We start from the raw sequence: 19,474 nt of genomic DNA, 5'->3' as shown, positions 1-19,474 counted from the left end.
GTGACCGCCCTGACCACATCTCTGGCCCCGGCCCGTACCCGTACGCGGCTGCGGCCCGGTCTGTTCGCCGCCGGCCTCTTCCTGACCCTGGTGGTCGTCGCCGCGCTCGTCCCCGGCCTGCTCACCTCGTACGCCCCGGACGGCATCAAGCCCGCGGAGTTCTTCCGGTCCCCCTCCGCCGAGCACTGGTTCGGCACGGACCAGAACGGCCGCGACGTGTACACGCGCGTCGTGTACGGCGCCGGGCAGTCCCTCCTCATCGGCCTGGGCGCCACCGCGATCTCCCTGAGCCTCGGCATCGCGCTGGGTCTGGGCGCGGCGCTCGGCGGGCGCCGGGTGGACTTCGCCGTCGGCCGGGTCCTCGAAGTCCTCTTCGCCTTCCCGGGGCTGCTGCTCGCGCTGCTCTTCATCGCCGTGTTCGGCACGGGTGCGGTGACGGCGGCGATCGCGGTCGGGATCGGCGAGGCCGCGGGGTACGCGCGGCTCATCCGCTCCCAGGCGACCACCGTCGTACGCTCCGGCTACGTCGAGGCGGCGCGTGGCCTCGGGCACTCCCCCGCGCGCGTCGTGCGGCGGACCGTCCTGCCCAATGTGCTGCGGCCGCTGGCCGCCCTCGCGACTCTCGGCATCGGCCAGTCCGTGGTGTGGGCGTCGTCGCTGTCGTTCCTGGGCCTCGGCGCGCAGCCGCCGGCGGCGGAGTGGGGCGCGATGCTCGCGGACGGCCGGACCTTCCTCCAGTACGCCTGGTGGACGTCGTTCTTCCCGGGCCTGTTCATCGTCCTGACCACCTTGTCCACGACCGTTCTCGGCCGCCGTCTGCAGGCGTGGCTCGACGTGAGGAGCAGCTAATGACTTCCAACGCCCCTGACACCCATGACGCGTTGATATCCGCGCGGAATCTGACCGTCGGCTTCGGCGACCGCGAGGTCGTGCGCGGTGTCTCCCTCACCGTGCGGCGCGGCGAGACCGTCGCCCTGGTCGGCGAGTCCGGCTCCGGCAAGAGCGTCACGGCCCGCACGCTGGTCGGCCTGACCGGTGCCGGTGCGCGGGTGGCGGCGGACGGGCTGACCTGGCAGGGCGAGGACGTACGCGGATGGGGCGAGCGGCGGTGGCGCCGGGTGCGCGGCCGGGGCATCGGGTTCGTGCTCCAGGACGCGCTCGTCTCACTCGACCCGCTCCGTCCGGTCGGCAGGGAGATCGAGGACGCCCTGCGCCTGCACGGCTACGGCGACCGGGCCACCCGGCGGGCCCGCGTCCTCGAGGTGATGACGCAGGTCGGCATCCCGGACCCCGAACTGCGCGCCGGCCAGCGTCCGCACGAGCTGTCCGGCGGGCTGCGCCAGCGTGCGCTGATCGCCTCCGCCCTGGCGCTCGACCCGCCGCTGCTGATCGCGGACGAGCCGACGACGGCCCTGGACGCCACGATCCAGGCCCAGATCCTCGACCTGCTGGCCGCGGCCCGCAGCCGGGAGCGCGGTCTGCTGTTCATCACCCACGACCTGGGAGTCGTACGACGGCTCGCGGACCGGGTGGCGGTGATGCGCGGCGGCGAGATCGTCGAGGAGGGCGAGGCGGCCGCCGTACTGGAGGATCCGCGGCACCCGTACACGAGGACCCTGCTCGCCGCGGACCCCGCCCGCCACCCCAAGGGCACGCGCCTGACGCCGGGGCCCGCCCCCGCCCCACGCCGGACCGGCGAGCGCCCCGAGGGGACCGTGCTCGCGGCCGACGGGATCCACAAGGCCTTCGGCGGCCGGGACGCCGTGCACGACGTGTCGTTCGCGCTCGCGGCGGGCCGCACCCTGGGCATCGTGGGCGAGTCGGGTTCGGGCAAGTCGACGACGGCCCGGATCGCGCTCGGCCTGACCCGCCCCGACACGGGCACGGTCACCCTGCACGGCGAACCGTGGAGCGAGCTGCCCGAGCGGGAGCGGCGCCCGCGCCGGCACGGCATCCAGCTCGTGCACCAGGACGCGCTCTCCGCGTTCGACCCGCGCTGGACCGTGCGCCGCTCGCTGATCGACGCCGTACGGCTAAAGCGCCCCGGACACCCGGTGCCGACGCCCGACGAGGCCGCGCGCCGGGTGACCGAACTCGCCGCACAGGTCGGCCTCCCGGAGGACACCCTCGACCGGCATCCGCTGTCCCTCTCCGGAGGCCAGCGCCAACGTGCCGCGCTGGCACGGGCATTGGCACCACGCCCGGCCGTCCTGATCCTCGACGAACCGGTGTCCGCGCTCGACGTCTCCGTACAGGCCCAGGTCCTCGACCTGCTCGCCGAGCTGCAGGACTCCCTCGGCCTGGCCTATCTGTTCATCTCGCACGATCTCGGCGTCGTACGCCATGTCAGCGACGACGTCCTCGTGATGAAGGACGGCCGGGTCGTGGAGTCGGGCCCCGCCGAGGACCTGTTCTCCGCCCCTCAGCACCCCTACACCCGAGCCCTGCTGGACGCCGTGCACCCGCACCCCACCACCACCGCCGGAGCCACCCGATGACCGACGCCTCCGCGCCCCGCCGCCCGCTGCGCTTCAACGCCTTCGCCATGAACTGCGTCTCGCACATCAACCACGGCCAGTGGGTGCGCGACGACACGAGCCAGACCTCGTACACCGACCTGGAGACCTGGACGGAGCTCGCGCGGACCCTGGAGCGCGGGTACTTCGACGCGCTCTTCCTCGCCGATGTCATCGGGACGTACGACACCTACCGCGGCTCCCGCGACACGGCGGTGCGCGAAGGGCTCCAGATCCCGGTCAACGACCCGTCGCTCCTGGTCGCCGCCCTCGCCCACGCCACCGAGCACCTCGGTCTCGCCTTCACCCAGTCGGTCCTCCAGGAACCCCCGTACAACTTCGCGCGCCGCCTCTCCACCCTCGACCACCTCACCAAGGGCCGCGTCGCGTGGAACGTCGTCACGTCGTATCTGGAGTCGGCGGCGAGGGGACTCGGCCTCGACGGACTTCCCCTCCACGACGAGCGGTACGAGCGGGCCGAGGAGTACACGGACGTGCTCTACCAGCTTCTGGAGGGGAGCTGGGAGGAGAACGCCGTCCTGCGGGACCGTGAGCGACGTGTCTACGCGGATCCGGCCCGCATCCACGACGTCCACCACGAGGGCCGCTTCTACCGTGTGAACGGCCCGCACCTCTCGGAGCCGTCACCGCAGCGCACACCGATCCTCTTCCAGGCCGGATCGTCCGAGCGGGGTCGGGAGTTCGCCGCCCGGAACGCGGAGGCCGTGTTCCTCGGGGCCGTGTCCCCGGAGGGCGCGCGCACCCAGGTGGAGGACGTCCGGGCGCGGGCGGTGGCGTACGGCAGGCAGGGCGGCGACATCCTCTTCTTCCAGGGGCTGACGCTGATCGTGGGCAGCACCGAGGAGGAGGCGGAGCGCAAGCTCGCCGACTACCGGGAGCACACGAGCCTGGAGGGCTTCGCCGCGCACATGTCGGGCTCCCTCCAACTCGATCTGTCTCAGGTCGATTTCGACGCCCCGGTGGGTGAGATCGACACGAACGGCGTGCAGGGCTTCGTGCGGTCGCTGGTGGAGGGGGCGCCGGACAAGACCTGGACGTTCGGCGAGGTGCTGCGGGCGCGCGCCTGGACGCGGCCGGTCGCCGGGGTGCCGGAGCGGATCGCCGACGAGCTGGAGCGCTGGCGGGACGCCGGCGTCGACGGCATCAACCTCGCGTACGTCACCAGCCCCGGCACCTTCACGGACTTCGCCGACCAGCTCGCGCCGGTGCTGCAGAAGCGGGGCCTGCTGAAGACGGCGTACGAGGAGGGCACGCTGCGCCAGAAGCTGTTCGGCCGGGGCGACCGCCTGCCCGCCTCCCACCCGGCGGCCCGCCACCGGCGCGGGTGATCCACACCCATCCCGGTGTCAGTCACTGACAACTAGGCATCTGCTAACGTAATGTCTGTGACTGACAAGATTGACCTCCGTGAACGCCGTCGGCTGGCCACGGAGTCGGAGATCGAGGACGCCGCGCTCGACCTGTTCGAGCGGCATGGGTTCGAGGGCACGACCGTGGACGGCATCGCCGCCCGGGTCGGCATGTCGCAGCGCACCTTCTTCCGGTACTTCGCGACGAAGGAGGACGCCGCGCTGGGGCCGAACCGTGCCTTCGAGGCGCTGCTCACCGCCCGGCTCGACGGGCGCGTGGCGGGCACGTCGACACTGCGGGACGTGGAGGACGCCGTGGCCGGCGTCCTCGGCGAACTCGGCTCCGGCCGGCCCGACGTCGTGCGGCGCATGGTGCGCGTACGCCGGCTGGTCATCAAGGACGAGGCGTTGCGCGGCGCGGCCCTGCGGCGGGAGGCCGAACAGTGCGAGCGGTTCCTGCGGCTGCTGGCCACTGCCACGGGTGACGAGGCGGCGGCTCCGCGGGCCCGGCTGCTGGCCGAGACGGTGAGCGTCACGCTGCGGGTGGCGTTCGACGAGTGGGCGGCGGGCTACGAACCGGGCCGGGAGTCCGCCCTCGCCGAGACGTACCGCGCGACCTGCACGAGCCTGCGCGAACTCGTCGCGGACCACTGAGCACGCACCGCACCGCACCGCACCAGGAGGAGAGTCTTTCCATGCACGCCCTTGTCCTCGACCGGCCCGGCACCTGTGACACGTTGCGCCCGGCCGACCTGCCGACCCCGGAGCCCGGACCCGGGCAGGTGAGAGTCGAGGTCGAGGCCTGTGGTCTGAACCCCTCGGACTACCAGCGTGCCGCGTACGGCATCCCGGAGTGGGAGTGGCCGGCGGTCCTGGGCCTGGACGTCGTGGGCGTCGTGGACGCCGTCGGCGAGCACGTGACACACGTCCGGCCGGGGCAACGCGTCGCGTACCACGGCGACATCCGCGAACGCGGCGGCTTCGCCGAGTACAGCCTGGCCGACGCCACGGTCCTCGCCCCCGTCCCCGACGGTCTGGCCCCCGCGGCGGCGGCCGCCCTGCCCTCGGCCGGGCCGACCGCCTACCAGGCGGTGATCCGCCGTCTGGGCGTCGGCAAGGGCGACACCGTGCTGATCACCGGCGGCGCGGGCGGGGTGGGCGGCTTCGCCGTACAGCTCGCCGCCCTGGCCGGCGCCCGCGTGTTCGCCACCGAGGCCGCGCACAACGCCGAGCATGTCGAGGCCTTGGGTGCGGAAGCGGTCATCGACTTCCGCACCGAGGACATCCCCACGCGCGTACGCGAGTTGACGGACGGCCGGGGTCTGGACGCCGTGGTCGACACCATCGGCACCGACTCCGCCACCGCCAACCTCCGCCTTCTGGCGCACGGAGGCGGATTGGCAGCCATCGCGGGCCGCCCGGACCTGAGCGCCGTACCGCCGTTCGGCATGGCGCCCTCCGTGCACGAGATCGCCCTCGGCGCGGCGTACACGGTCGGAGACGAACGGTCCCGCGCGCAGCTCTCCGGCATGCTGACGGACCTCCTCGCGCTCACCGCCGAGGGCCGCCTCGACCCGATGCTGGCGCGCCGCGTCCGCCTGGACGAGGTGCCGGCGGCACTCGTCGAGCTGTCGGGCCGCGGCGTGCGCGGCAAGCTCGTCTACGTCCGCGACTGAGCGCGGCGCTGCCCCGACCGACCCGTAGACCCGCCCCGCCCCACCCCGAGGAGTCGGCGTGGCCCTGCGCCCACCTCCGTTCGATCCGGAACTCGCCGACGTGCTGATCGCCGCCGGTGAGGCCGGTTCCTTCGCGCTCACCCCCGAGGTGCTCGCCGAACAGCGCGCGTTGCTGCGTGCGACCGCGCCCACCCTCGAACAGCTCGGCCACGACGGCTTCTTCACGGTGGAGGAGCGCAGCGTGCCGGGGCCGCCGAACGCCCCCGACATCTCCCTGCTCATCTGCCGGCCCGTCGCCCGCGCGGGCCGTCGCCCCGTCCTCTACCACGTGCACGGCGGTGGCATGGTCGTCGGCACCAACCGGTCAGGGATCGACGCCTTCCTGGCCTGGGCTCGCGAACTGGACCTGGTCGTGGTGTCGGTGGAGTACCGGCTCGCGCCGGAGCACCCGCATCCGGCCCCCGTCGAGGACGTCTACGCCGGCCTGACGTGGATCGCGGAGCATGCCGAGGACATCGGAGGTGATCCCGAGCGGATCGTCGTCGCCGGACACAGCGCGGGCGGCGGACTGGCCGCGGCTCTCTCCCTGCTGTCCCGAGACCGTGAAGGGCCGCGCCCCCTGGGGCAGATGCTGTTCGCCCCGATGCTCGACGACCGCAACGACACCCCGTCCGCCCACCAGATGGAGGGCCTCGGCGTCTGGGACCGCAAGGCCAACGAGCTGGGCTGGACAGCGCTGCTGGGCGACAGGCGGGCCACCCCCGGGGTGTCGCCGTACGCCGCCCCGGCGCGGGCACAGGACCTGTCGGGCCTGCCCCCGGTCTACCTGGACGTCGGATCCGCGGAAACCTTCCGCGACGAGGTCGTCACCTACGCCTCCCGCCTCTGGCAGTCAGGGGCGGCGGCCGAACTCCACGTCTGGCCCGGCGGCTACCACACCTTCGACGGATACGCCCCCGAGGCGGCCCTCACCCGGGCCGCGACGGCAGCGCGAACCGACTGGCTGCGCAGGCTCCTGGACTGAGGGCGTCGCGGGGCCTCCGCCCCCTACAACTCCGGTATCACTAAGGCATGTTGTGTCATCCCCAGGGTGGAGGGGTGTGCAGCCCCAGCGAGTGATCCGTACGCGTCGCCGGTTCCGGAAGGATCTTTCCCGTCCGAACATGCGACCGGAAGGATCGATATCGTGCGCAGACGACGTCTCGCGCCCCTGTTGGCCGTGGGTGTCACGGCAACGCTGGCTCCCGCGCTCGCCACCCCGACGGCCACCGCCGCCCCGGCCGCCGCCACCCCGTCGACCGCCTCTTCCTCAGCCGCGTCCAAGGTCGCACTGGACCGGTATGTGAAACAGAAGCCGCGGTGGAAGCGCTGCGAAGCCGACGCTCCGGCGGAGTTCGAGTGCGCCACGATCAAAGTCCCGCTGGACTACCGGGCTCCCGGGGGCAAGCGGATCGACTTGGCGATATCCCGGATCAAGAGCACCGCGCCCGACCAACGACGCGGTGTCCTGCTTTCCAACCCCGGCGGCCCCGGGGGCCCGGGGCTCTACATGCCGCTGGGGATGCAGGAGAGACTCCCCGCGTCCGCACTGGCGAAGTACGACCTCATCGGCTTCGACCCGCGCGGAGTGGGACGGAGCAGCCCGGTCTCCTGCGGTCTGGAGCCGGAAGAGGAGAACTGGCTGCGGCCGTACAAGGCGGAGACGTTCGACAAGGACGTCGCCTGGGCACGCGATGTCGCGACCAAGTGCGAGGAGAAGGCGGGCGACACGCTCGCGCACATCACCACCCGCAACACCGCGCGCGACATGGATCTGCTCCGGGCGATCCTCGGCGAGAAGAAGATCTCGTACGTGGGTTACTCGTACGGCACCTATCTGGGCGCCGTCTACACCCAGCTCTTCCCGGGCCGGACGGACCGGTTCGTGCTGGACAGCGCGGTGGATCCGGCGCGCGCCTGGCGGGGGATGATCCAATGGTGGGCGGAGGGCGCCGAGCCCGCGTTCGACCGGTGGACCGGGTGGGCCGCCGAGCGTTCGGAGACGTACGGCCTCGGTGACACCCCGAAGAAGGTCGACCGCACCTTCTGGGACCTGGTCGCGCAGGCCGACGAGAAGCCCATCGAACTGGAGGGGCAGCCGGTCACCGGAGATGACATCCGCAGCGGTATGCGCGGGGCGGTCTTCAGCCCGCGCGAAGCCACCGAGGCGATCGTGGAGCTGAGGAAGGCCGCGTCCGGCGAACCGGCCTCCGCGAAGAAGCTCGCGGCGTTCGCCGGATCGGAGAGGCCCGGCACGGCAGGCGCCGGCGCCGCTGCCGATGCCGTCGAGACGCCGTCCGACAACATGACGGCGAGCTTCTGGGCCGTGGCGTGCGGCGACAACTCGGCCGCGTGGTCCCGCGATCCGGAGAGCTACCGGCGGGACGCCATCGAGGACAAGGGCCGTTACCCGCTCTACGGTGACTTCGCGTCCAGCATCAAGCCCTGTGCCTTCTGGGACAAGTCCGTGGAACCGGCGACCAAGGTGAACAACAAGGTGCGCTCCCTGGTCGTCCAGAACGAGTGGGACTCGCAGACCCCGCTGCCCAGCGGCCAGGCCCTGCACGCCGCCCTGAAGGGCTCGAAGATGCTCACCGTCCTCGGCGGCGAGGGCCATGGTGTCTACCCGAACGGCAACGCGTGCACGGACGGCACGGTCACCGGCTATCTGCTCACCGGCAAGCTCCCGGCGAAGGACGTGACCTGCGAGGCGACGGCCGAGTCGAACGCGGAGGCACGGAAGAACCAGCAGCGCGACGCGCTCCCCGGCTCTCCGCTCCCGGATCGCGCCCCGGACCGCTTCTGACCCCGTTCACGGAAGGCGGGACCCCTTTTCCGGGGCCCCGCTTTTCCGGGGCCCCGCCCACGGCCTCCTAGGGTCACCCGGTGACCGGGGACTCCGCGATGCAACCGCCTGCGGTCACCATGCCCTTGGCGCTCTGCTCCTCGAGCACCTTGCCCTTGTAGGTGATCTTGCAGGCGACCTGGGCGCCTTCGGGATCCGCCGCGACCGGCATGACCGCCGCCGGCATGATGCCCCGCAGCTTGACCGTCTTCTTCCAGGGCAGTTCGGGCTTCGACACCGACTCGATCTTCGGGTCCGTAGCCTTGCCGCCACCACCGTGGAACTCGATCGAGTCGACGTTCTTCCCCGTCACCTCGTAGGTGACTTCGTACGTCTCGTCCACGGCCTTGTCGACCTGGTCCACCGCCTCGGAACAGGAGCTGAGACCGAACGCGAGGCCGAGGACGGCGACAGAGCAGACGGCGGCACGGATGGTGCGGTGCATTGTGGGATCCCCCCGGATCGTGATGGTCGAGCCCGCAGCCAATCCAAAAGAGATAGTAAAGTCAAACTGTTATGTGACCCGATGGATTCGCAGGTCAGAAGGACTGCCACACCCTCCGGCGGCGCCCACCGCTCGACAGGGTGTCGGGACACCGGCCCGGCTTCCGGACGCGATGTCAATTGTTCGGCCCCGCAAGGCGCGGCATGCTGCCCGAATGCCCCTGAAGACGATCCCTCCGCTCTCCCGCCGCAGCCTGCTGCGTGCGGTCGGTTCCGGTGCGGTGCTCGGCGGACTGGCCGGGTGTGGCGTACCGGCCGCTTATGTGCGGCCCGGCGACCGTGCCGCGGCCGATCTGTCCGCCACTGATCGGCGGCTGATCTGGGCGAACTGGCCGCTGTACATCGACACCGACGACGAGAACCAGGCGAGCCGGCCGACGCTGGAGGGCTTCGAGAAGCGGACGGGCGTATCGGTGGACTACGTCGAGGAGATCAATGACAACGACGAGTTCTTCGGCAAGATCAGTCCCGCGCTGATGAACCATCAGCCCACCGGCCGCGATCTGATCGTCATCAGTGACTGGATGTGCGCGCGGTTCGTGCGGCTCGGCTGGGTGCAGGAGATGGACCGGGCGCGGCAGCCCAACGTGACCCGCTATCTGGACCCGCAGTTGCGTTCGCCGGCCTTCGACCCCGGCCGTAAGTGCACGGTGCCGTGGCAGTCCGGGATCACCGGGATCGCGTACAACCGGCGCAGGACCGGCCGGGAGATACGGCAGGTCTCCGATCTGTGGGCGAGTGACCTGAAGGGACGGGTCACGCTGCTGTCCGGTGTGGACGAGGCGTTCGCGCTGCTGATGCAGGGCAACGGCGTCGACATCACCCGGTGGACGGCCGACGACTTCCACACGGTCTGCGACCAGGTGGAGGAGCAGGTGCGGCGGGGACAGATCCGGCGCTTCACCGGCAACGACTACATCAAGGATCTGTCGAGCGGGGACGTCCTGGCCTGTCAGGCGTACTCGGGCGATGTCATCCAGCTTCAGGCGGACGACCCGGACATCGAGTTCGTCGTCCCCGACGGGGGCGCCGAGCTGTGGGCCGAGTCCCTGATGATTCCCAACCTCGCCCGCCACAAGGCGAATGCCGAGCGGCTGATCGACCACTACTACGACCCCGAGGTCGCCGCCGAACTCGCCGCCTGGGTCAACTACGTCTGCCCGGTCCCGGCCGCCCAGGAGATCCTCGCCTCCGCCAAGGACGAGGAGACGGCCACCCTCGCCGAGAACCCGCTGATCTTCCCTGACGCGGAGATGCGCAGCCGGCTCGCCGTCGCGCGTGACATCACGTCGACGGAGCGGGTGGAATTCGGGAAGCGGTGGAACGGGATCGTGGGATTGTAGGGCTCTCCCCTTGGCCGCTCACCTCTTGACCGCTCTCCCCTTGATTGACCACCCCGAAGGGAATGTGGACGCTCGGGGTTGTCCGGGAAGTCCCCTCGAGGTGCAACTTCTGGTCGTCGAAGAAGATATGAGGGCGCAGCACATCCATGATCGAGCTCTTGTCGATGCCGCCGAGGAAGAACGCGTCATTGACGGTCACTCCCCAGTTTTCCAAACTCAGTATGGCGCGCTCATGCGCCGGTGCGCTGCGGGCCGTGATGATGGATACATGGACGCGGATCTCGTAATCCTCGTCCTCCCTGCGACGTTCTTCCTCCCTTCGCTGCAGCGTGTTGATTTCACGCAGGAAGTCACGGAGCGGGCCCGCGTCGTGAGGGGTGGCGACGTTCATGGTCTCGTGAGCCCGGAACCCTTCCATACCGCCCTGCTGGAAGACCCGCTCCGATTCATCACCGGCGAGAACGCCGTCGAAGTCGAAGGCGATCCGCAGATCCCTGTCCTCCGGGTCATCGGCGACGGCGGACCCGAGAACCCGCCCGGCAGGCAGCCCGGCGGCCACCGCTTCCCGTACGTCGCCCTCGTCCGCGGACAGGAAGAGGGACATGTGCAGAGCACGCATGAACTTGTACGGCGCCCGGCCTTGCATGAATACGGCCCGGCTGATGGGCAGGCCGTGCGATTCTATGGACCGCATGACTCGAAGCCCTGTGTCAGGGTCGTTGCGGGAAAGAATGATCACCTCGACCAGGGGATCACCTTCCGGGTTCAAGTCGTTCAGCGACAGAATGCGGCGAATGAAGGGGAAGGCGACACCCGGCTGGAGCGTGTTGCCAAGATTGGCTCGCTGATATACGCGATATCCCTCCTCACCTTCCTCCCGGAACACACCATCGGACTCCGCGAGGTCGAAGAGGGCGCTTGACGCTATCCCGATGACCAACCGATTCTCGAGGCTGTAGGGCGGCATGATGGGTTCCCCCTGGTGGACATCACGGTGGTACTGGAACTGAGGCCGGCGCGCTGCACACAGTAGGAGATGGGTGGGAGGCCTCACATCGCGGCCGGGCCGGATTCGCCTGTCGACAGGGCCTGTTCCGCCCAGATCGTTTTGCCGCGGCGGGCGTGGCGGGTGCCCCATCTGCGGCTGAGTTGGGCGACCAGGAGCAGGCCGCGGCCGCCTTCGTCGTAGGTGAGGGCGCGGCGCAGGTGCGGTGCGGTGCTGCTGGTGTCGGAGACCTCGCAGATGAGGTTGCGGTCCAGGATCAGGCGCAGTTCGATGGGCGGCTCGGCGTAGCGGATGGCGTTGGTGATCAGTTCGCTGACGACGAGTTCAGTGACGAACGCGTCCTCTTCCAGGTTCCACTCCTGCAACTGCCGCGTGACGCCGCGCCGGATGCGGGCGACCTCGGACGGTTCCGGGGGGACGTCCCAGGCGGCCACATGGCGTGAGTCCAGGGCCTTGGTGCGGGCCAGCAGCAGCGCCACGTCGTCGGCCGCCCGGTCCGGGAGGAGGGCCTGCAGCACGTCGTCGCAGGTGCTCTCCAGCGAGGATCCCGCTCGGGCCAGCGTCTTGAGCAGGTCGTCGACCCCCTGGTCGATGTCGCGCCCGCGCGCCTCGACGAGACCGTCGGTGTAGAGGGCGAGCAGGCTGCCTTCGGGCAGTTCGATCTCGGTCGACTCGAAGGGCAGGCCGCCCAGCCCCAGGGGCGGTCCGGCGGGAAGGTCGAGCAGGAAGGGTTCGCTGCCGGGGATGAGCAGGGCCGGCGCCGGGTGGCCCGCGCGTGCCACGCAGCAGCGTCGGCTGACCGGGTCGTAGACGGCGTAGAGACAGGTGGCGCCTATGTCGGGGGCGCTGTCGGGTGCGTCGTCGCCCTCGGCCGACAGGCGGTCCACCAGATCGTCCAGGTGTGTCATGAGCTCGTCGGGCGGGAGGTCGACGTCCGCCAGGGTGCGCACGGTCGCGCGCAGGCGTCCCATGGCGGCCGAGGCCTGGATCCCGTGCCCCACGACGTCGCCGACGACGAGGCCCACCCGGGCGCCGGAGAGCGGGATGACGTCGAACCAGTCGCCGCCCACACCGGCCTGCGCGCTGGCGGGAAGGTAACGCGAGGCGGTCTCGACCGCGGGCTGGCGGGGATGGCCCTGCGGCAGCAGGCTGCTCTGCAGGGTCAGCGCGGTGGTGCGCTCCCGGGTGTAGCGGCGGGCGTTGTCGATGCTCAGAGCCGCCCGGGCGGTGATCTCCTGCCCCAGGAGCAGGTCGTCCTCGGTGAAGGGTTCCGGGTTCCGGTGCCGGGTGAAGGTGGCCACGCCGAGTGTGATGCCGCGGGCCCGCATCGGCACCGCCAGGACCGAGTGGAAGCCGAAGCGGCGTACCCGTTCCGCGCGCTCGGGGGCCTGGTTCTCCCACTTGGCCACCCCGGCCGGGGTCACCTCGTGGATCAGGGGCTGTCCCGAGGCGAGGACCTCGGCGGCCGGGGAGACGTTCGGGTAGACGGCGACCGTGCCCAGATCCACCACGGCCTCGGGGCAGCCCGGCAGCACCGACTGGTTGGCCACCCGGCGCAGCATGACCGGGCTGGGCAGGGTCATGGCGCGCAGCTCCTGGTCGTCCTCGATGTCGGGGAGCAGGTCCACGGTGACGAAGTCCGCGAGCTGCCCGACGGCGACGTCGGCCATTTCCTGAGCGGTCTGGGTCAGGTCGAGGGTGGTGCCGATACGGACCCCGGCCTCGGCGACCAGGGCGAGGCGCTGCCGGGCCAGGTGCTCCTCGGTCATGTTGTGGGCGGACAGCAGGACGCCCCGGACCGTGCCGTCGGGGTCGTGCACCGGCGCCAGGGTGACCGACCACAGGCTCTCCCGCGGATCGCCGGACAGGTGCAGGGCGGCTCGCATGTGCTGCCGTTCGCCGGTCGCCAGGACCCGCCGCATCAGGTCCTCGGTGCGGTCGCTCTCGGCGTCGAGGACGATCTCCGACACCCGCAGCCCGCGCATCTCGGCCTCGGTCAGGCCCATCACGCGTTCCATGTCCGCGTTGGCCCGCAGCAGCCGCAGCTCCGTGTCGTAGAGCGCGGTGGTGCACGGGGACTGGGTGAGGGACCACCCGTGCGGGCTGTCCTCGTCGAGTTCGCTGCGGGTGCCGGCGACCGGGGAGACGAGGAGCCACTCGGGGCCGCTGCCGTCGCCGGAGGGCCGCTCACGGCGGTGTGCCAGGAGGCTCACCCGGACGAGGTGGCCGTCCCGATGGCGGAGGTTCACCGAGCCGTTCCACCGGCGCAGCCCCGCGAGGGACCGCAGTGTGTCGGCGAGCGGCTCGTCGGCGAGCAGCAGGGTCGCGGAGCGGCCCGTGACCTCCGCCTCCTGGTACCCCAGCAGCCGTCGTGCACCTTCGCTCCACCCGGTCAGCCCTCCGTGTGCGTCCACGACCGCTCTGGCCGTTGCCGCCTCGCCGTCGGCCTGCACCGGCTCCGCCACCGGCTCGTCCCCGGTGGTTCCCGGTTGCGTCATCGCGCCATCCTGCCCAAAGAAGCACCGGACCCTGATCGCTATACACGGTATTGAGTGCAAACCAGGATAATTGAGTATTCATCCGTGGTCACCATGTGGCGAGGGACCTCCCTAAGGGACTGTAAGGACTTGGCTCCCGGCGTTGAGCTGCCCTGTTCGGGCCGTCGACTCTGTGTGCTTCCGGGCCGCAGACAAGGGAGTTCCGATGGCCACACAGACCACCGCCGAGCGGGCGCGCAAGCCGCGTCGCGACGAACGCAGGGTCGTCAGCAATATCGTCCGTGGATCGATCGGCAATCTGATCGAGTGGTACGACTGGTACGCGTACACCGCGTTCAGCGTCTATTTCGCGTCCGTCTTCTTCCCCTCGGGCGACCAGACCGCGCAGCTTCTGAACACCGCCGCGGTGTTCGCCGTCGGCTTCCTGATGCGGCCGATCGGCGGCTGGGTGCTGGGCCGCTACGCCGACCGCCGTGGCCGCCGAGCGGCGCTGACGCTGTCGGTGACGCTGATGGCGGCCGGATCGCTGATCGTCGCGCTGACGCCGTCGTACGGCTCGATCGGAGTGGCCGCGCCGATCCTCCTGGTCACCGCGCGGCTGCTGCAAGGGCTCTCGGTAGGAGGCGAGTACTCGACCTCCGCCACCTATATGTCCGAGGTGGCCACGCCCGGCCGCCGGGGCTATTACTCGAGTTTCCAGTACGTCACCCTCATCGCCGGCCAGCTCACGGCGCTCGGCCTGCAGATCGTGCTGCAGCAGGTGCTCAGCCCCGCGCAGATGGACTCCTGGGGCTGGAGGATCGCATTCGTCGTCGGCGCCGCGGGGGCGGTGATCGTGCTGTGGCTGCGGCGCGGCATGGACGAGTCCGAGAGCTTCGAGCGCGCCGCGTCGGAGGGCGAGAAGGAGCAGGACGGCCCGGCCCGCGGCAGCCTGCGGCTGCTGCTGTCGTACCCGCGCCAGTGCCTGGTCGTGGTGGGCCTGACCATGGGCGGCACGCTGTTCTTCTACACGTACACGACCTATCTGCAGAAGTTCATGGTCAACACCAGCGGCATCGAGAAGCCGACGGCCGCCTGGATCAACTTCTTCGCGCTGCTCGTGTTCGTCCTGCTCCAGCCGGTGATGGGGCTGCTCTCCGACCGGGTGGGGCGGCGTCCCCTGCTGATCGCGTTCGGGGTGCTGGGCACCGTGGTGGTGGTGCCCTCGCTCACGCTGCTGTCGCACACCAGCGATCCCGTGTACGCGTTCCTGCTCATGGTCGGGCCGCTGGCCGTCAGCTCCCTGTACACCTCGATCAGCGCGGTGGTGAAGGCGGAGCTGTTCCCGACCTCGATCCGGGCGCTCGGCGTCGGCCTGCCGTACGCGCTGACCGTGGCCGTGTTCGGCGGTACCGCCGAGTACATCGCCCTGTGGTTCAAGAAGGCGGGGCACGAGAACTGGTACTTCTACTACGTGACCGCCTGTGTCCTGATCTCGCTGCTCGTCTACATTCGGATGCGCGAGACCTCCGACGCGTCCCCGCTGGACGAGGACGATTCCCGGTCTCGCGACTGACGAGGCGGGAAGGGAGGCAGCCGTGCGGGTGCTGCTGGCCGAGGACGACGACGGTGTGGCGGGCGCGCTGACCGAGGCCCTGTACGACAACGGCCACGCGCCGGCCAGGGTCAAGCGCGGCGAGGACGTCCTCGCCCGCCACCGGCAGGCGGACCTGCTGCTGCTCGACCTCGGCCTGCCCGACCTGGACGGTCTTGAGGTGCTGCGCAAGCTGCGCGCGGTCAGCCCCCTGCCGGTGGTGGTGCTGACCGCGCGGGGCGACGAACGGTCGGTGGTGCGCGGCCTGCGGCTGGGCGCCGACGACTACCTGGTCAAACCGGTCCGGCTGGCCGAGCTGCTGGCCCGTATCGAGGCCGTCACCCGCCGTGCCACGCCCGCAGCCCCGGCGGCGCGCACGGTGCGCGTCGCCGATGTCGAGGTCGACCTCGACGCGCGCCGGGTGACGGTCGGCGGCGCGGAGGTGCGGCTGACCACCAAGGAGTTCGAGGTCCTCGCCGCGCTGGCGGCGCGGGCCGGCACGGCGGTCAGCCGCCAGCAGCTCATGGACGAGGTGTGGGGCGACGCGTTCCTCGCCGTGTCCCGCTCGCTCGACGTGCATCTCACCCAGGTGCGGGCCAAGCTCGGCCGCCCCGAGGTGCTGACCACCATCCGCGGCTTCGGCTACCGCTTCGGCGACTGAGCCGGTTCTCACGGCAGGCCCTGTTCATGCGCACCCGCGTCCTCACCGTGGTCCTGGCCTTCGTGGTCCTCGCCGTGGCCGGCTTCGCCGTCCCGCTGCTGGCCGTCACCGCCGCGCAGCGCACCCAGCAGCTCGTCTCGGCACGCACCGCCGACCTCGACCGGTTCGCCGGGCTGGCCGAGCAGGCCGCCGAGAGCGACGACACCGGCGCGCTCACCGCCGATGTGCGGCGCTACACCGAGCTGTACGGCGAGGCCGTCGTGGTCGTCGACGCCCGCCGCGCCCCGGTGGTACAGACGGGCGGCCTGCGCGCCGCCGACCCGGCCGTCGCCCGGCTCGTCGACGCGGCGCTGCGCAACCAGCCCGTCTCCCCCGGCGGGACGCTGCGGCCCTGGTCGCGGGCCGACCGGCTGCTCGCCCGTCCCGTGGGCACCGGCACCAGGGTGTCCGGCGCGGTGGTGCTGCGGGCCTCGGTACGGACGGCAGCGGACGACATCGCCCTGCGCTGGGCGCTCGTCCTGGCCGGTGCCGGGCTGTTCGCGGTGGCCTGTGTGCTGCTCGCCCGCCGGGCCACGCAGTGGGTCGTACGGCCGCTGCACCGTCTCGATCGCGCGGTCGGCACCCTGGCCGCCGGGCTGCCGCCCGAGCACGCGCGGGCCGGCGGGCCGCCGGAGCTGCGGCAGCTCGCCACCGGCTTCAACCGTATGGCCGACGGGGTCACCACCGCGCTGGAGCAGCAGCGACGGCTCGTCGCCGACACCTCGCACCAGCTGCGCAACCCCCTGGCCGCCCTGCGGCTGCGCATCGACTCGCTCCAGCCGCATCTGCGCACCTCCGCCACCCGCACCTACACCGGGGTGACGTCCGAACTCGAACGCATGGAGCATCTCCTCGACGATCTGCTCACCCTGGCGAACGCCGAGCACCGCGCGGGCGAACTGGCCGTCACGGACGCACGCGAGTCGTGCTGCGACGCGACGGCGGTCGCCGCGGCCCAGGCCCGGCTGTGGCAGCCGGTGGCCGAACAGGCCGGAGTCCACCTGGAGTTCGTCCCCGGCCCCGTCGTCCTCATGGCGTGTCCGGAGGGCGAGCTGGCCCAGGTGGCCGACATCCTCCTCGACAACGCGATCAAGTACGCGGGGAGCGGCGCCCGCGTGGAGGCGCGCTGCCTCACCGAGGGCCCGGACGCGGTGCTCGAGGTACGGGACGACGGCCCGGGCCTCGCGAGGGGGGAGCTTCCCCGGGCGGGCACCCGCTTCTGGCGTTCGGAACGGCACCGTGAGGTGCGCGGCAGCGGCCTCGGTCTGGCGATCGCCGAGCGACTGGTCGCCGGACACGCCGGGCACGTCGAGTTCACGGCGGCCGACCCGCACGGCCTGCGCGTGCGGATCGTGCTCCCGAAGGGCCGCATCGCATGACCGGCCCCGACGGCGCCACGACCCGCCGCACCGCGCTGCGCGCCGCACTGGGCGTTGCGGGCACCGGCCTGCTCGCGGGCTCGGTGGCCGCCGACACACGCCGCGCGGACAACGGCCCGCAGGGAAAGCTGCGGATCGCGACCGGCGAGACCGACGGCTTCTACGCCGCCTTCGGCCGACTGCTCGCCGCCCAGGTCACGGCCGTCTACCCGCGGCTGTCCTGCGAGGTGGTCAACAGCGAGGGCAGCGTCGACAACGTACGGCTGCTCCGGGCCCGCCGGGCCGACGTGGCACCGGCCCTGTCGGACATCGCGTGGGCGGCGTACGGCGGCACCGCGCCCTTCGACCGCCGCGTCCCGCTGCGCGCGATCGGCCGGGTCTACGAGAACTATGTCCAGCTCGCCGTGCGCTCCGACGCCCCGATCCACCGGGTGACCGACCTGGCGGGCCGCACGCTCTCGCTGGGCGCGGCGGCGTCGGGCGGTGCGGTGCTCGGCGACCGGCTGCTGCGTGTCGCGGGCCTGACCCCCGGCACCGACGTACGGGTCCGGCATCTGCTGATGCCGGAGGCGGCGCGTGCGATGCGGGCCGGAACGATCGACGCCCTGCTGGTCGCCGGGGGCGTACCGCTCCCGGTGCTCTCCTGGCTCGACACGGACCCCGGTATCCGCCTGCTGCCCCTGTCCGGTCTGCTGCCCCGGCTGCGGGCCGGCCTCGGCCCGGCGGGGTCGGGTCTGGAGGCGGTGTCGGTGCCGGCCGGGGCGTACCGGAAGACCCCCGAGGTCCCCACCATCGGCGTCGCCAACCTCCTGCTCTGCCGCCCCGGCCTCCCGGCCCCGGTCGCCGCCGCCCTCACCCACGTCCTGGTCCGCCGCGCCACCCGCCTCGTCCCGGCCCCGGCCCTCGGCACGCAGTTCCTCGACGCCCGCAGCCTGATCTCCACGGGGGCCGTCCCCCTGCATCCCGGGGCGGTCGCCGCGTATCGCGAACTGCACGGGTAGCGGCGGCTCTCCGCTCCTGTCCCTCAGCGGGCACACCCGGGCTAAGATCCCGGTCATGGCCCTGACCATGAGCGACGTGGACCGGTTCGAGGCGGCGAGGCCCCGTCTGGAGGCCATCGCCTACCGGCTCCTCGGTTCCGCGAGCGAGGCCGAGGACGCCGTACAGGAGACGTTCCTGCGCTGGCAGGCCGCCGACATCGACCGCGTCGAGGTCCCCGAGGCCTGGCTGACGAAGGTGCTCACCAACCTGTGCCTCAACCAGCTCGCCTCGGCCCGGGCACGGCGCGAGACCTACGTCGGCCAGTGGCTCCCCGAGCCGGTGCTCGCCGGGGACCCCATGCTCGGCCCGGCCGACACCGCCGAACAGCGCGAATCGGTCTCGTACGCGGTCCTCGCCCTGCTGGAGCGCCTCTCCCCCAACGAGCGGGCGGTGTATGTCCTGCGCGAGGCGTTCGGCCACCCGCACCGGGAGATCGCCGAGATCCTCGACATCACCGAGGCCGCCTGCCAGCAGATCTTCCACCGCGCCAAGAAGCATGTCGCGGACGGCAGGGCCCGAACCGAGGTCGACGAGGCCGCCGCCCGGCGGGTCGTCGAGGAGTTCCTGGCGGCCGCAACCAGCGGCCGGACCGAGCCGCTGGTGCGGCTGCTCACCCAGGACGCCGTCTCGGTCGGCGACGGTGGCGGGAAGGTCCCGGCCCGTGCCAAGGCGTTCGAGGGGGCCCTCGCGGTCGCGAAGTTCATGCGGGGCCTGTTCAAGCCAGGCAAGGCCAAGCGCGACCTGGTCGGCGGATCGCCCGACGTCTACGCCTCGACCGCCAACGGCGGCCCCGCCCTCGTGGTGGTCCTCGACGGCCGGGTCATCGGCGTGATGTGCCTGGAGATCACCGCCGAGGGCATCGCCGGGTTCCGCAACCAGGTCAACCCCGACAAGCTCGAACGCGCGACCAGGCAGTGGGCGGCCACCGACCACGGCGCTCCCCTGCTCACGGTCTTCTGAAGATCTTCCGAAGGTCTTCTGACA

The 19,474-nt window shown here is 71.5% G+C and carries 16 protein-coding genes; 13 read left to right on the top strand and 3 right to left on the bottom strand.

Annotation, left to right across the window (positions count from 1 at the left end; genetic code table 11):
- From KJK29_RS34660 to KJK29_RS34630, 7 genes are all read left to right on the top strand, one after another.
- The gene (locus KJK29_RS34660) at nucleotides 1-849 is read left to right on the top strand and encodes an ABC transporter permease (protein WP_215123130.1); all 849 of its coding nucleotides are present in this window, start codon (nucleotides 1-3) and stop codon (nucleotides 847-849) included.
- Entirely contained in the window at nucleotides 849-2,498 is a 1,650-nt protein-coding gene (locus KJK29_RS34655; RefSeq protein ID WP_215123129.1) for a dipeptide ABC transporter ATP-binding protein, read from the top strand. The genes KJK29_RS34660 and KJK29_RS34655 overlap by 1 nt, the downstream gene beginning before the upstream one ends.
- Nucleotides 2,495-3,865 (top strand): LLM class flavin-dependent oxidoreductase, encoded by a 1,371-nt coding sequence (locus KJK29_RS34650; protein WP_215123128.1) that lies wholly within the window; start codon nucleotides 2,495-2,497, stop codon nucleotides 3,863-3,865. The genes KJK29_RS34655 and KJK29_RS34650 overlap by 4 nt, the downstream gene beginning before the upstream one ends.
- Before the next feature lie 57 nt (nucleotides 3,866-3,922).
- Nucleotides 3,923-4,540 carry a TetR/AcrR family transcriptional regulator gene (locus KJK29_RS34645; RefSeq protein ID WP_215123127.1) on the top strand — a complete coding sequence of 206 codons (618 nt, stop codon included), beginning with the start codon at nucleotides 3,923-3,925 and terminating at the stop codon, nucleotides 4,538-4,540.
- A 41-nt stretch (nucleotides 4,541-4,581) separates the two neighbouring features.
- Entirely contained in the window at nucleotides 4,582-5,562 is a 981-nt protein-coding gene (locus KJK29_RS34640; RefSeq protein ID WP_215123126.1) for a zinc-binding dehydrogenase, read from the top strand.
- Between the two features lie 58 nt (nucleotides 5,563-5,620).
- A complete protein-coding gene (locus KJK29_RS34635) occupies nucleotides 5,621-6,586 on the top strand; it encodes an alpha/beta hydrolase (protein WP_215123125.1) in 966 nt (321 codons plus the stop codon).
- 162 nt (nucleotides 6,587-6,748) lie between these two features.
- Entirely contained in the window at nucleotides 6,749-8,407 is a 1,659-nt protein-coding gene (locus KJK29_RS34630; RefSeq protein ID WP_215123124.1) for an alpha/beta hydrolase, read from the top strand.
- Between the two features lie 73 nt (nucleotides 8,408-8,480).
- On the opposite strand, the gene KJK29_RS34625 is transcribed toward KJK29_RS34630, so the two are convergent.
- On the bottom strand, nucleotides 8,481-8,891 hold the full coding sequence (locus tag KJK29_RS34625; RefSeq protein ID WP_215123123.1) for an MmpS family transport accessory protein: 411 nt from the start codon (nucleotides 8,889-8,891) through the stop codon (nucleotides 8,481-8,483).
- A 214-nt stretch (nucleotides 8,892-9,105) separates the two neighbouring features.
- Here KJK29_RS34625 and KJK29_RS34620 point away from each other — a divergent pair, with 214 nt between their 5' ends.
- Nucleotides 9,106-10,293 carry a polyamine ABC transporter substrate-binding protein gene (locus KJK29_RS34620; protein WP_215123122.1) on the top strand — a complete coding sequence of 396 codons (1,188 nt, stop codon included), beginning with the start codon at nucleotides 9,106-9,108 and terminating at the stop codon, nucleotides 10,291-10,293.
- On the opposite strand, the gene KJK29_RS34615 is transcribed toward KJK29_RS34620, so the two are convergent.
- Nucleotides 10,235-11,260, bottom strand: coding sequence for a 5'-nucleotidase (locus tag KJK29_RS34615; RefSeq protein WP_215123121.1), 1,026 nt, complete (start codon nucleotides 11,258-11,260; stop codon nucleotides 10,235-10,237). The two genes, KJK29_RS34620 and KJK29_RS34615, sit on opposite strands and share 59 nt — an antisense overlap.
- Nucleotides 11,261-11,343: 83 nt before the next feature.
- A complete protein-coding gene (locus tag KJK29_RS34610) occupies nucleotides 11,344-13,797 on the bottom strand; it encodes a SpoIIE family protein phosphatase (protein WP_215123120.1) in 2,454 nt (817 codons plus the stop codon).
- Nucleotides 13,798-14,002: 205 nt separating this feature from the next.
- Here KJK29_RS34610 and KJK29_RS34605 point away from each other — a divergent pair, with 205 nt between their 5' ends.
- The 5 genes from KJK29_RS34605 to KJK29_RS34585 are packed head-to-tail and all read left to right on the top strand — an operon-like array spanning nucleotide 14,003 to nucleotide 19,450.
- Nucleotides 14,003-15,352 (top strand): MFS transporter, encoded by a 1,350-nt coding sequence (locus KJK29_RS34605; RefSeq protein ID WP_215123119.1) that lies wholly within the window; start codon nucleotides 14,003-14,005, stop codon nucleotides 15,350-15,352.
- A gap of 22 nt (nucleotides 15,353-15,374) precedes the next feature.
- Nucleotides 15,375-16,031 carry a response regulator transcription factor gene (locus KJK29_RS34600; RefSeq protein ID WP_215123118.1) on the top strand — a complete coding sequence of 219 codons (657 nt, stop codon included), beginning with the start codon at nucleotides 15,375-15,377 and terminating at the stop codon, nucleotides 16,029-16,031.
- Between the two features lie 26 nt (nucleotides 16,032-16,057).
- Nucleotides 16,058-17,449 carry a sensor histidine kinase gene (locus KJK29_RS34595; RefSeq protein ID WP_215123117.1) on the top strand — a complete coding sequence of 464 codons (1,392 nt, stop codon included), beginning with the start codon at nucleotides 16,058-16,060 and terminating at the stop codon, nucleotides 17,447-17,449.
- Nucleotides 17,446-18,450: a TAXI family TRAP transporter solute-binding subunit gene (locus KJK29_RS34590; RefSeq protein ID WP_215123116.1), complete on the top strand. Its 1,005-nt coding sequence runs from the start codon at nucleotides 17,446-17,448 to the stop codon at nucleotides 18,448-18,450. The genes KJK29_RS34595 and KJK29_RS34590 overlap by 4 nt, the downstream gene beginning before the upstream one ends.
- A gap of 55 nt (nucleotides 18,451-18,505) precedes the next feature.
- Nucleotides 18,506-19,450, top strand: coding sequence for an RNA polymerase sigma-70 factor (locus tag KJK29_RS34585; protein ID WP_215123115.1), 945 nt, complete (start codon nucleotides 18,506-18,508; stop codon nucleotides 19,448-19,450).
- Nucleotides 19,451-19,474 lie beyond the last annotated feature (24 nt).

This window comes from Streptomyces koelreuteriae (assembly GCF_018604545.1).
Lineage (GTDB): Bacteria > Actinomycetota > Actinomycetes > Streptomycetales > Streptomycetaceae > Streptomyces > Streptomyces koelreuteriae.
This window is presented reverse-complemented; position numbering and strand designations above follow the sequence as displayed.

Excerpts from the sequence above, each read along its gene's own strand:
- KJK29_RS34655 (WP_215123129.1), top strand. The coding sequence starts at position 849 with ATGACTTCCAACGCCCCTGACACCCATGACGCGTTGATATCCGCGCGG.
- KJK29_RS34650 (WP_215123128.1), top strand. The coding sequence starts at position 2,495 with ATGACCGACGCCTCCGCGCCCCGCCGCCCGCTGCGCTTCAACGCCTTC.
- KJK29_RS34640 (WP_215123126.1), top strand. The coding sequence starts at position 4,582 with ATGCACGCCCTTGTCCTCGACCGGCCCGGCACCTGTGACACGTTGCGC.
- KJK29_RS34625 (WP_215123123.1), bottom strand. The coding sequence starts at position 8,891 with ATGCACCGCACCATCCGTGCCGCCGTCTGCTCTGTCGCCGTCCTCGGC.
- KJK29_RS34620 (WP_215123122.1), top strand. The coding sequence starts at position 9,106 with ATGCCCCTGAAGACGATCCCTCCGCTCTCCCGCCGCAGCCTGCTGCGT.
- KJK29_RS34615 (WP_215123121.1), bottom strand. The coding sequence starts at position 11,260 with ATGCCGCCCTACAGCCTCGAGAATCGGTTGGTCATCGGGATAGCGTCA.
- KJK29_RS34610 (WP_215123120.1), bottom strand. The coding sequence starts at position 13,797 with ATGACGCAACCGGGAACCACCGGGGACGAGCCGGTGGCGGAGCCGGTG.
- KJK29_RS34605 (WP_215123119.1), top strand. The coding sequence starts at position 14,003 with ATGGCCACACAGACCACCGCCGAGCGGGCGCGCAAGCCGCGTCGCGAC.
- KJK29_RS34595 (WP_215123117.1), top strand. The coding sequence starts at position 16,058 with ATGCGCACCCGCGTCCTCACCGTGGTCCTGGCCTTCGTGGTCCTCGCC.
- KJK29_RS34590 (WP_215123116.1), top strand. The coding sequence starts at position 17,446 with ATGACCGGCCCCGACGGCGCCACGACCCGCCGCACCGCGCTGCGCGCC.
- KJK29_RS34585 (WP_215123115.1), top strand. The coding sequence starts at position 18,506 with ATGGCCCTGACCATGAGCGACGTGGACCGGTTCGAGGCGGCGAGGCCC.